This is a genomic window from Actinomycetota bacterium (assembly GCA_035697485.1).
Classification (GTDB): domain Bacteria; phylum Actinomycetota; class UBA4738; order UBA4738; family HRBIN12; genus JAOUEA01.
In genome coordinates this window covers 236,545-247,748 of record DASSCU010000005.1, presented here as the reverse complement: position 1 = coordinate 247,748, position 11,204 = coordinate 236,545, and the positions used below count along the sequence as shown (strand labels likewise).

At 69.2% G+C, this 11,204-nt stretch carries 13 protein-coding genes; 3 read left to right on the top strand and 10 right to left on the bottom strand.

Annotated features, from left to right (window positions below):
* Both VFI59_01685 and VFI59_01680 read left to right on the top strand, forming a co-directional pair.
* The coding region (locus VFI59_01685) for a MazG nucleotide pyrophosphohydrolase domain-containing protein (GenBank protein HET6712409.1) at positions 1–183 on the top strand (183 nt) is incomplete at its 5' end.
* A complete protein-coding gene (locus VFI59_01680) occupies positions 147–1,373 on the top strand; it encodes a GNAT family N-acetyltransferase (GenBank protein HET6712408.1) in 1,227 nt (408 codons plus the stop codon). The genes VFI59_01685 and VFI59_01680, both read left to right, overlap by 37 nt.
* A 515-nt stretch (positions 1,374–1,888) precedes the next feature.
* On the opposite strand, the gene VFI59_01675 is transcribed toward VFI59_01680, so the two are convergent.
* Positions 1,889–3,073 (bottom strand): hypothetical protein, encoded by a 1,185-nt coding sequence (locus VFI59_01675; GenBank protein HET6712407.1) that lies wholly within the window; start codon positions 3,071–3,073, stop codon positions 1,889–1,891.
* 5 nt (positions 3,074–3,078) lie between these two features.
* Positions 3,079–3,258: a hypothetical protein gene (locus tag VFI59_01670; GenBank protein ID HET6712406.1), complete on the bottom strand. Its 180-nt coding sequence runs from the start codon at positions 3,256–3,258 to the stop codon at positions 3,079–3,081.
* Between the two features lie 201 nt (positions 3,259–3,459).
* Between VFI59_01670 and VFI59_01665 the strand changes: the two genes are divergently transcribed.
* Positions 3,460–3,948, top strand: coding sequence for a GNAT family N-acetyltransferase (locus VFI59_01665; protein HET6712405.1), 489 nt, complete (start codon positions 3,460–3,462; stop codon positions 3,946–3,948).
* 9 nt (positions 3,949–3,957) lie between these two features.
* Here the strand turns inward: VFI59_01665 and VFI59_01660 are convergent, their stop codons facing one another.
* From VFI59_01660 to VFI59_01625, 8 genes are all read right to left on the bottom strand, one after another.
* Positions 3,958–4,350, bottom strand: a complete 393-nt coding sequence (locus VFI59_01660) for a cyclic nucleotide-binding domain-containing protein (protein HET6712404.1) — start codon at positions 4,348–4,350, stop codon at positions 3,958–3,960.
* Between the two features lies 1 nt (position 4,351).
* The gene (locus VFI59_01655) at positions 4,352–4,723 is read right to left on the bottom strand and encodes a DUF1622 domain-containing protein (GenBank protein HET6712403.1); all 372 of its coding nucleotides are present in this window, start codon (positions 4,721–4,723) and stop codon (positions 4,352–4,354) included.
* A gap of 29 nt (positions 4,724–4,752) precedes the next feature.
* Complete coding sequence (locus VFI59_01650; protein ID HET6712402.1) at positions 4,753–5,784, bottom strand: aspartate-semialdehyde dehydrogenase; 1,032 nt, start codon at positions 5,782–5,784, stop codon at positions 4,753–4,755.
* A 98-nt stretch (positions 5,785–5,882) separates the two neighbouring features.
* Complete coding sequence (locus tag VFI59_01645) at positions 5,883–6,425, bottom strand: hypothetical protein (GenBank protein HET6712401.1); 543 nt, start codon at positions 6,423–6,425, stop codon at positions 5,883–5,885.
* 149 nt (positions 6,426–6,574) lie between these two features.
* The gene (locus VFI59_01640) at positions 6,575–7,282 is read right to left on the bottom strand and encodes a hypothetical protein (protein HET6712400.1); all 708 of its coding nucleotides are present in this window, start codon (positions 7,280–7,282) and stop codon (positions 6,575–6,577) included.
* A gap of 3 nt (positions 7,283–7,285) precedes the next feature.
* The gene (locus VFI59_01635) at positions 7,286–8,533 is read right to left on the bottom strand and encodes an aspartate kinase (GenBank protein ID HET6712399.1); all 1,248 of its coding nucleotides are present in this window, start codon (positions 8,531–8,533) and stop codon (positions 7,286–7,288) included.
* 33 nt (positions 8,534–8,566) lie between these two features.
* On the bottom strand, positions 8,567–10,654 hold the full coding sequence (locus tag VFI59_01630; GenBank protein HET6712398.1) for a prolyl oligopeptidase family serine peptidase: 2,088 nt from the start codon (positions 10,652–10,654) through the stop codon (positions 8,567–8,569).
* A complete protein-coding gene (locus VFI59_01625; protein ID HET6712397.1) occupies positions 10,651–11,190 on the bottom strand; it encodes an MOSC domain-containing protein in 540 nt (179 codons plus the stop codon). Before VFI59_01625 ends, VFI59_01630 begins: the two co-directional genes overlap by 4 nt.
* Between the last annotated feature and the right edge of the window lie 14 nt (positions 11,191–11,204).

Here is an 11,204-nt window from a genome sequence, read left to right as displayed (position 1 = left end):
GAGCTCGCGAGGGCGATGCGAACCGGCGACCGCGCGAACCTCGAGCACGAGTTCGGCGACGTGCTCGCGTGGCTCGCCTCGCTCGCGAACGTCGAGGGCGTCGACCTCGAGGCCGCGGTCGCCCGGTACGCCCAGACCTGCCCGCGATGCGGCGGCGCGCCGTGCGCGTGCCCGTTCCCGTGAGCGAAGCGGAGATCCGCGCGCCCCGTGACGACGAGCGGGCGGCCATGGCGACGGTGTTGGGCACATCGCTGAACTTCCCGATCGAGCCGGCGGTCGCGCGGTCGCATCGGTTCCCGATCGACGACATGCGCGTCGCGATCGTCGATGACGAGATCGCCTCGGTCGCGGCGGAGTTCCCGTTCGATCAGTGGTTCGGGGGACGCGCGCTCGGATGCAATGCGGTCTGGGGCGTCGCCACACTGCCGGAGCATCGGGGCCGAGGCTTGGCGTCGGCCACAACGGAAGCCGTGATGCGCGCAGGGCGCGATCGCGGAGCTGTGGTGAGCACCCTCTTCCCGGCGGTGGTCGCCCCTTATCGGCGTCTCGGGTACGAGCTCGGCGGCACCTTCACGAAGCATCGCATCGCGATCGAGGCGATCCCCCCGCAGCCGCGCGACGTTCCAGCCGTGCAGCTGTACGACGTCGAGCGCGACACCGATGGCGTCCGGGCGTGCTACCGGACCTTCGCCGCGAGGCACACGGGACCGGTCGAGCCGACGAGAGAGGACCACTGGACCGACCGCATCCTGCAACGCCACGACGATGAGAGCCGTCGCGCGGTCGTGGTGCGGGAAGCTGGTGAGATCACCGGGTTCCTCGTCACCGGGCGGGAGTCCGACCCCGGCCCGCTCGACGTCGCCTTCGGAGTCTGGACCGAGGCGTTCGTCTCGACCACCGAGGCGGCGCTCGGATCGCTGCTCGCGTACGTGCGGCGCTTCGGCGGGCTCGGCAAGTGGTTCCAGTGGAGCGGTCCGCCGAATGACCCGATCGGCCTGTTGGTCGACGACCAATCCCTCGCGATCGACCTCCACTATCGATGGATGCTGCGCCTACTCGACGTGCGGACCGCGTTCGAGCAACGGGGATGGCCACCGATCGATGCCGAAGCAGTCTTCGCGGTCGACGATCCGATGTACCCCGACAACGACGGGCCGTGGCGGCTGCGGGTCGAGCGCGGCGAGGCGTCGATGTCGCGCGTCGAGCGAGGGCCACGTGCGATGTCGATCGGCACCCTGTCGTCGATGTTCTCGGGCTACCTGCGCGCGCCCGATGCGGTGCGCCTGGGGCTCCTGGACTCCGGCGACCCGGCCGTGGGCGCGTTCGAGCGGCTGTTCGCCGGGCCCGACCCCTGGTGCCCCTTCTTCTTCTGAGGGACGGCATGAGCAAGAGATCACCGTCCGCATGGCTTCGCCCGACGACTGGGCCGCGGTCGCCGGCCTGCTCGTAGAGCTGGGCCGGGGGTGGCAGCCGGCACGGCCGACGACCCCACACACCGCCAACTTTCGCGGGTCGCCTCCGCCGGCTCGGCGACGTCACGCCCGTCGCCGAGATCGACGGGGAGGTCCTGGGCTTGATCGACATGGAGAAGTCAGCCGGGCGTCCGCCTCGGCACCATCTTCGACCGGGAGGGACCGTTCCTCGCTCAGGTCGCTGACCTGCGGCGCAGTCGTGACGGTGACGCTCCCGTTTCGGACGGCCGATCGGGCACGCATCGAATCGAGCCGAGCGATGTGATCGATAGAGTCAGCGAGCTCCTCCTCGAGCCGGTCACGCTCATCGATCGATTTCCTGATCGCCTGGTCGAGCGTCGGATCGAGCTCGGCGGCCGCCCTCGCGGCTTCCTCGTCGAGCCGGCTCGCTGGCGATAGCGTCGATCATCGGCCGTTCACGCGATGTACTCGTGGGAACGCAGCACCTGACGGATGCACCGGAGCTTCTTGAGCCTCTGGGTCGACCTATTCACGCACGCCACTATCTCGGCGACAGCCACCTCTGCGGTGCCAGAGGGTGAGGGAGACACCGTAGGCGATACTGTGGGCGACGGCGACGGGCTTGGCGAGGGCGAGACCGTCGGCGAGACCGAAGGCGACGGGCCTTGCGAGGGCGAGACGCTTGGGTCGTACAGCGCCTCCGAGCATGATCCGAACGCCGTGCAGCCGTGACGGGAGAGCCAGTCAGCGCGGGCGTTGTCCCACACCGATCGGTTCGTCGTGAGCGTCATACCTGGCAGGGTGGACATCGGAAATGCTCCCTGCCCCAACCAAACGACGGTCACGTTGCTCATCGTCGTACCGGGCGGCCAGTCCTTAGGGTCGTCCTCTCGGAACTTCTCGGCGACGAACACCGAGTTGCGGATGATCGGCTTGTGCCGGCCACCGTCGTCGAACTTCTTGAAGAACGACCCGTGACCGAGGATGGTCGGGTCGTTGGTCTTGTACGGACCCGGCATCGGCTGCAGGCGCATCAATACGCCGTCGAGGATCAATGACTCGCCCGCGACAGTACCGGCGTCCTGCTCACTCAGGCCGGTGTAGCAGCCGTCGAACAGAGAGTCGTAGATCGCGCCGCTCAGCCGATCGTCGTTCTCCACGCAGTCGTCACGGATGTATTCGTAGTAGTTGTTGACCAGCGTCCAGTTCTCACCGTCCCGGGGCTGGAAACCGTCGGCGGTGTTGCGGATCCGCCAGCCGTTGACCACGTATTTCGCGCCGTAGATACGCAGACCACCACCGTGCCATGTGTCATGTATTTGGTTCCACGTCAGGTTCTCCGACTGCTGGCCGACCGTGCGACCACCGACGATGCACAGGTTGGTCGGTTCGCCTGCGTTCCCGAGCGATATCGGGTAAGGGTCAACGAATGGGTACGCCGTGTTGACGTAGGTCCGAGCGTCGATGGCGTGGTTATCAGGTAGCGTCTCGGCCCGCCACTTCGTCGCATCGGTCCCGGCCTTTACCGTCGTGGACGGACGCGCCAGACAATCAACGGCAGACGGCTCCACCGCCGACACCGACTGGATGAGTGCTCCGATCAAGGCTGCGACTGCTGTGAACGTGAGGCTGCGCCTCATCGGTCCTATCCCTTCTGCAGCGGCCCGTCGGGTAGCCATGCCGCGTCCCAGCGGTGCACCGCGTAGCTCTGCACCGGTTGGCGCCGCTCTTCGGTCTCCTCCAGCTCGGCCTGGGCTCGTTCGAACCGCTGCAGGGCGTCGCCCAACGCGGGGTCGCCGGAGTGGTGCACCGTGTCATCGGCCATGATCCCTCCCGGATGCAGGCGTTCCCTGGATGCAGGCGTTCCTTCCTAGCCTCGGCATGCGAGCACCCGGAACTTGACCGGAGCGACCGGGTCGTCGCACTAGACTCCGACACCCATGGAGATCCGTGACTTGCAGTCCTCGATGGCCCACCTCGACCTCGAGCGCGACGAGGCGCGAGGCCGAGACGTCACGTTCTTCCCATGAGCGAGATCACCGTCCGCATGGCCGCGCCTGACGACTGGGCCGCGGTCGCCGGCCTCCTCGTGGAGCTGGGCCGGGGGGTGGCGGCCGGCACCGCCGACGATCCGACGCACCGCCAGTCGTTCGCTGGACGGATCAGGCAGCTCGGCAACGTCACGCTCGTGGCCGAACTCGACGGGGATGTCGTCGGCGTGATCGACATGGAGTACCACCAGCGACTCGGGGACCATCGGCCCCAGGCACGGGTCAACGACATCGTCGTGACGGAGCGTGTGCGGGGCGCGGGGGCGGGCACGGCCCTGCTGCGCCGCGCCGAGGAGCTCGCCCGAAAGCGCGGCTGCTTCCGCATGGCGCTCGTCACCGCTGCCTGGCGTGAGACCTCGATCGCGTTCTACCGGCGCGAAGGGTGGCAGGACTACGGGCAGTGGTTCGTGAAGCTCCTCGCGGCCGACGTCACGCCGGGCGGCCTGCCCACCGACGACAACTGAGGCGACGCGTCAGTGGCCGCTGAGCCGGCGGGCGACGATCGGCAGCATGGTCGCCGCGATCCTCGGTTGCGCGTCCAGCAGCAACATGAACACGTGGCGCGAGATCGCGAGGCACCGCACGTCGGTGAGAGCCCGCACGCGTGCGTTGCGCGGCGAGTCGGTGAGGAGGGCGACCTCGCCGAAGAACTCGCCCGGGCCGAGTTCGACCACGGCGCCGTCGGGCATGTCGACTTCGACCGTGCCGTCCTCGATGACGAACAGGCCGGAGCCGGGCTGACCGATCTCGGCGAGCACCCGCCCGGCTTGCGCCTCGAACTCCGTCGCGAGTCGGGCGATCACGTCGAGACCGTCGTCGTCGAGCTCGGCGAAGAGCGGGATGCCTCGCAGCGTTTCGATGTCCATGTCAGCCCCCGGTTCCGGGGTCGCGTTCCGCCTTGCGCCACGGCACCACGCCGTCGACCTCGACGTCGATCGCGAAGCTCAGCAGGATCCGCACCGCGACGATCACGCCGAGGGTCGCAGCGCTCTCGAGGGTGGGCTCGACGACGATCGTCCGAACGATGTCGGCGACCACCAGCACCTCGAGGCCGAGCAGGATCGCTCGGCCCAGCGACGCACGCAGGTCTTGGAACGCCACGAGCCGCGGGGCGCCGCGGGCGACGTGTAGGCCGTAGGCGACGAACGCGATCGCGCTGCCGACGAGCAAGATGGCGACCCCGACGAGCTCGAACGCCCGCACGACGTCGGACATGAATCCCTCGAAGCTCAGGTCCATGGGGTGGACCCTACCGCGGACCCACCCGCTCAGCGTATGAAGAGGTGCTCGGCGATCTGGATCGCGTCGAGCGCGGCGCCCTTCCGCAGGTTGTCGGCGCAACTGAACAGCGCCAGCGCGTCATCGCGACCAGGCACCTGTCGGATGCGCCCGACGAGCGCATCGTCACCGCCGGCGGCATCGAGCGGCGAGGGGAAGGTTCCGGCCGCGGGGTCGTCCACGAGGCGCACGCCTGGCGCCGCTTCCAACAGCGTGCGGGCTTCCCCGACCGAGATCGGGCGTGAGAACTCGGCGAGCATCGAAACGGCGTGGCCCGCCACCACCGGCACCCGCACCGAGGTCGCGACGACCCGCATCTCGGGCGCACCGAGGATCTTCCTCGGTTCGGCCATCATCTTCGACTCCTCGCCCGTGAAGCCGTCGGCCTCGAACTCACCGACCTTCGCGACGACGTTGAACGCGATCGGCTTGGCGAAGACCTCCCCCTGGGGGAGCGAGTCATGATCGGGGCGAGCGAGCGCCTCGACGTCGCCCCCGAGCTTCTCCACCTGCTCGACGAGCTCACGGGTGCCCTTCCACCCGGCACCGCTCACGGCCTGGTAGCTCGAGAGCACGAGCGACGTGCACCCGGCCGCTCGATGCAGGGGCCCCAGGGGCAGCACGGCGGTGATCGTCGTGCAGTTCGGCACCGCGATGATTCCGGGGTGCGGCCACCCCTCGAGCGCCTCGGGGTTCACCTCGGGCACGGACAGCGGCACCTCGGGGTCCATGCGGAAGGCACTCGAATTGTCGATGCACACGGTCCCTGCAGCGGCGATGTCGGGCAGGAACGCCTTCGAGATCGAGCCGCCGGCCGAGACGAACGCAACGTCGACGCCGCGTGCCGCGTCGATCGTGAGCTCGCGGACCTCGTGCTCGGCACCGTCGAACGTGACGAGGCGTCCCACGCTGCGTGCGCTGGCGAGCGGGACGAACTGGTCGACGGGGAACCGGCGCTCCTCCAGGATGCGCGTCATCTCCCGGCCGACGGCCCCGGTGGCTCCGATGACGGCGACCTTCATGGTCGAATCACCGTACCAGCGGGTTCCGGCCCGACGGTGGAACGAGAAGACCCGGGCAACAGCCCGGGTCTTCTCCGCGCTTGCGAACTATGGGATCGCTACTTGCGCGTGACGAGCGTCTGCATCAGGTCGGCGTCCTGGTGGATCTGGACGTTCCCCCGCTGGATGATGCCGCGGTCGTTGCAGCCCTCCGTGATCTCCTCGCCCGTGTTGCACAAGGTGTCGTATACGGCAGGGTCGCCATTGGCATCCATCGCGAACGCCTCGTTGTAGGTGAAGAACGCGCGGATCACGTCGCGATCGCCCGGCTCACCACGGTCGATGAAGTAGAACTCCGCCCACAGGGTGGTGCCGTCCTTGTCCTCGCACTCCGCGGTGACCTTCGTGCGCAAGGCGCCACTCGGCGACGGCTTCAGGTTGCGGTACGACGTGACCTCGTCACACTGGACCCACCACGCGGTGCCGTCGTGCGTGACGTACGTGATCTGGCCCTCGAGAACGAGCTTCGCGTTGAACCCGATCGTCGCGCCGTTGTGCGTCTTGCCGGTGCCGTTGGTCTGCTCCACCGCGATCGCCGCTGTTGCGGCCAGCGCAACGACCATGAGCGCCGCCACCGCTACTCCGATCGAACGTCTCCTCATGTAGACCTCCTCTTCTCCGACGACCCGGAGGATCGAGTCGTCCGACGAACCGTACGGGGCTCCAGTTATCGACCAAGGAACCTACGTCGAACGTACGACCCCCATGAGGTGCACGCAAGGAGGCATTGGACCTATTTTCCGCTCGAACCTCAGACGAAGTGCCACGAATCGAGGAGTTCGTCGAGCCGCCGCAGGCTGGCTTCGAAGCCGACCTCCTCGTCGGCGAGGGTCACCCGCCAGGCGACACCGTCCCTCAGGAACAGCACCTCGCGGGACCGCACGGTGCCGTCGACTCCCTCGACGATCACGTCGAACGCGACCGCCTCGACCCCGTCGACCTCGAGCGCCGAGGCGGCACCCGTCCGACCTCCCGCATCCTCGTCGTATCCACGGACGAACTGCTCGAAGCGGGCGAGGTCCTGTCCCTTCGTGAGGGAGACCGCGGTCACCGTCATCGTGGCCGCACCGTCCTGCAGCAGGAAGCGATCGAGCGGGGAGTCCTCCCCCCGAGCCGCGGCGGCGATCCATCCGGCCGGCGTCCGGGCGCAGTAGCCGAATCGCACGGACTCGAAGTCGCCCGGTCCGCACCCGGTGTCCCCGCTCGCCCACGAGACGACGGCGAACGCGCCGACGCCGACGAGCACGGTCGCCAGGAGCGCGATCACGATCGGCACGGTCGCCCGGCGCTGGGGCTGCTCGGGCTCCTCGGGTGGCGGCGGCCCCTCGCCCTCTCCACCCGTCCCCGGCGGCGGCGGCATCGGCGAACCGCCCGACGGCACGGGGGGCGGCGGGATCGACGACGCCGCTCCCTCGAGCGCGCCCTCCGCGATCGCCTCGCCGAGCTCGTCGAACCCCATGAGTCAGGCCGTGGGGATGTCGGGCGACGATCCGGAGAGGTCGAGCTCGAAGCGCTCGTGCACCACGCGGACGGCGCGCTCGCCGTCGCCCGCCCTGATCACGCAGGAGATGCGGATCGGCGACGTCGAGATCATCTCGATGTTGATGCCCTCGCCGGCGAGCGCGTCGAACATGTCGGCGGCGACCCCCGGATGCGTCTTCATACCCGCGCCGACGAGCGAGAGCTTCGCGATGTCGTCGTCAATCGTGTACGCGTCGGCGCCGATCTCCTTCACGAGCCGTTCCATCACGCCGTGTACGCGAGGAAGGTCGACCCGCGGCGAGGTGAACGAGAGGTCGGTCGCCCCCGCGTGCGACACGTTCTGCACGATCATGTCGATCGAGATCGCGTCGTCGGCGATCGCCTTGAAGACCGTGGCCGCGACGCCGGGACGGTCCGGCACGCGCTCGAGCGTGACCTTCGCCTCGTCGGTGTCGAGCGCGACCCCGGAGATCAGCACGCCTTCCATCGGTTCCTCCAGTTCATGGACCCAGGTGCCCGGCTCATCCTCGAACGATGACCGCACGTGCAGCCGCACGCCGGTTCGCCGCGCGTACTCCACCGATCGCGATTGCAGCACGTTCGCGCCGGCCGCGGCCATCTCCAGCATCTCGTCGTAGCTCACCGCCTCGAGCTTGCGAGCCCGGGACTCGATCCGCGGGTCGGTCGTGTACACGCCCGCCACGTCGGTGTAGATCTCGCAGACGTCGGCCCCGATCGCTGCCGCCATCGCCACGGCCGTGAGGTCCGACCCACCGCGTCCGAGGGTCGTGATCTCGTACTGGCTCACGCTCAGCCCCTGGAAGCCGGCGAGCACCACGACGTTGCCGGAGCCGAGCGCCTCCAGGATGCGCTTGGGCCTGATCTCCACGATCCTCGCGGAACCGTGCTGCGTGTCGGTCATGATGCCGGCCTGGGAGCCCGTGTAGCTGGCCGCCCGGCACCCGCGAGCGTTGATCGCGATGCCCAGCAGCGACATCGCGATGCGTTCCCCGGCGGTCAGCAGCATGTCGAGCTCGCGGGGGTCGGGCACGGTGGCGATCTCGTTCGCCATCGCGAGGAGCTCGTCGGTGGTGTGACCCATCGCCGAGACGACGACCACGACGTCGTTCCCGTCCTCACGGGCCCGGACGACCCGGTCGGCCACCGCCTGGATCCGCTCGACCGAAGCGACCGAGGTGCCGCCGTACTTCTGCACGATGATGGGCATGCGGTGGCTCCTGTCGCCGCGTCGGAACCGAGTCTATCCGGGAGCGCTTTGCTGCCCCGGGACCCCGAGCGCCCGCCGCAAGAAGTCGACCTCGATCTGCAGCATCGCCTCGGCTGCAGCCGGGTCGGTCGGCCGGTGCGTGATGCCGCTCAGCGGGATGAACGCGTGGGGACGGCCGGCTTCCATGAGCGCCTTCGACATGCGCAGGGAGTGCGCCGCGTACACGTTGTCGTCGGCCAGGCCGTGGATCAGCAGCAGCTCGCCTCGGAGGTTCGGCGCATCGGGGATCAGGTCGGCGTTCGCGTACGCCTCGGCATCCGTGTCGGGCATGCCGAGGTACCGCTCCGTGTAGTGCGTGTCATACAGGCGCATATCGGTGACCGGGGCGCCCGAGATGCCGGCGCGGAACACGTCGGGACGGCGAAGCAGCGCGCCCAGGGTCAGATAGCCGCCGTAGGACCAGCCCCTGATCGCCACCCGCGACAGGTCGAGGAACGGAGACCGGTCGGCCGCGGCGTGCAAGCCGTCGACCTGGTCCTCGAGCGCGTGATCGAGGTAGCTGCGGTGCACCGACTGCTCCCAGGAGACGCCACGGTACGGCGTGCCCCGACCGTCGATCACGAGCACCACGAACCCCTGGTCGGCGAACCACTGCGATTCGAGGAGCGGCCGCTGAGCGCGGACCACGCGCCCGAAGTGCGGGCCCCCGTACGGATCGAGCAACACGGGGAGCGGACCTTCGGGATCGCGCCCGGACGGAAGGAACATCGCCGTCCGGAGCTCGTGAGAGCCCACGGAGAGGAACGACGGACGGCCCGTGATGACGGGCGTCTCGGCCGTTCGGTCGAACGTATGGAGCGTCTCGCCGTCTCTGACCAGGCGCGCGCTCGGCAATGGCTCGTCGACCGTCTCGCTCACCAACACGCCGAGATCTCCGGCGATGACGGCCGAGTGTTGCCCCTCGCCGTCGCTCACCTGTGCCACCGACCCGTCGACGGTCAGCCGCCACACGTGCAGCTCGGTCGGCTCTCGGGTTCCGGCGAACCACACCGCGTCGCCGGCGTCGAGCACGCAGTCGACCTGCAGGCCGGTGGGGGTCGCCGGCTCGTCGTCGATCAGCAGTAGGCGCGTGTCGTCGCGGTGGCCCGCCGTCAGCAGCCGGCCGCCCGGTAACCACGCCGGCACACCGGGTGTGATGTGCGTCCATCGGTCGTCGTGGTCCCCCCAGACGACCTCGGTCGTACCGGTGTCGGGGTCGATCGCCACCACCTGCACGTCCCGTTGATCGCGCGATTGCACGAGCGCCAGCGGCGGACCTTCCTCGGTCCACGAGACGGCGACGACGTATTCGAACGCGTCGCGGTCCCACGTCACGTCGACCCGGGAGCCTCCGATCCCCAGCACGTGCAGCGTCACGACCGCGTTCGACGTACCCGCCTGCGGATAGCGCACGGCTCGGGGCGTCGCGGCGGGCTCGATCGGCGACGCGATGTGCCGCACCTGCACCGGACGATCGTCGACGCGGCACGCGATCAACCGCTCGCCGTCGGGGGCCCACCAGTGCCCGCGACGCCGTTCCATCTCTTCGGCGGCGATGAACTCGGCGATCCCCCATCGAACGTCGGGATCTTCGTCGCCGGCGAGCAGCACGTCGTCGCCCGTCTCGAGGTCGAGCGCGCGGAGGGAACCTCCGGTCTCATAGGCGACCCGTCGCCCGTCGAGGTCGACCCTCGGATCGAACGGGCGACCGCGCGACCCGAGCGATCGCGCCGCCCCGGTCACCAGATCCACCAGCGTCGGTGCATCTCCCGATACGAACACCGCCCTTCGCAGGTCACGGTCGGCCGTGTACGAGGTCACCCCGCTCTGCTTCTCTCCGGTGCGCTCCCGGCGGTCGATCTCCTCCTGTGTGAGGTGTTCCTCCGTACCGGCGGGGTGGAAGACCTCTCGCTCGGTGTCCTCCTCCACGTCGAGCACCCAGAGGCCGGCCACCGGATCGTCGCCCTCCCTCGAGCGGAGGAAGACCACCCGCGATCCGTCGTCGGCGATCCGGAACGCTCTCGGCAGACCGAGGTTGAAGTTGCGGGTGCGCGCTGCCTGGCGCGGGTACGAGTCGGTCACGCGGACGTGCTTCCTGGCGACTTCGTGACGGTATCGCCGACGCGGACCGTGCCGCCCTCGACGACCACAGCGTTGAGCCCGCGAAGACGTGCGGCTCGGCCGACCGGGGAGTTCACGAACCGCAGCGCCTCGGGGCCGAACCGTGCGGAGAACTTCGAGCACCCCGTGTGCGGCTTCGCGCTCACCTCGAGCACCACCTCGCCGATGCGGAGCCGGCTCCCGGCCGGCAGGTGCTCCTCGCTGAGGTCCATGTCGACGTAGAGCTGGTCGCCGGCGAATGGCCATCGGTCGACCTCGCCCGCAAGCAGGGCGACACATCGCGCGTTCATCAGCGTCACCTCGGCCTCGGGCGAGGGCTTCGGCTCGGAGATCCACCGGTCGCCGACCATGCCCCGGCCCGGCTCGATCCGCGCGTCGCCCAGGACCTCCCGCTCGTTCTCCGCGGGTCGCCGCACGACCATCTCGAGCCTGCCCTCCTCACGCGGCGACCCCAGGATGCGCGCGAGCCCTGCCTGCAGTTCCTCGAGATCGGACATGCCAGCGGCTCCTC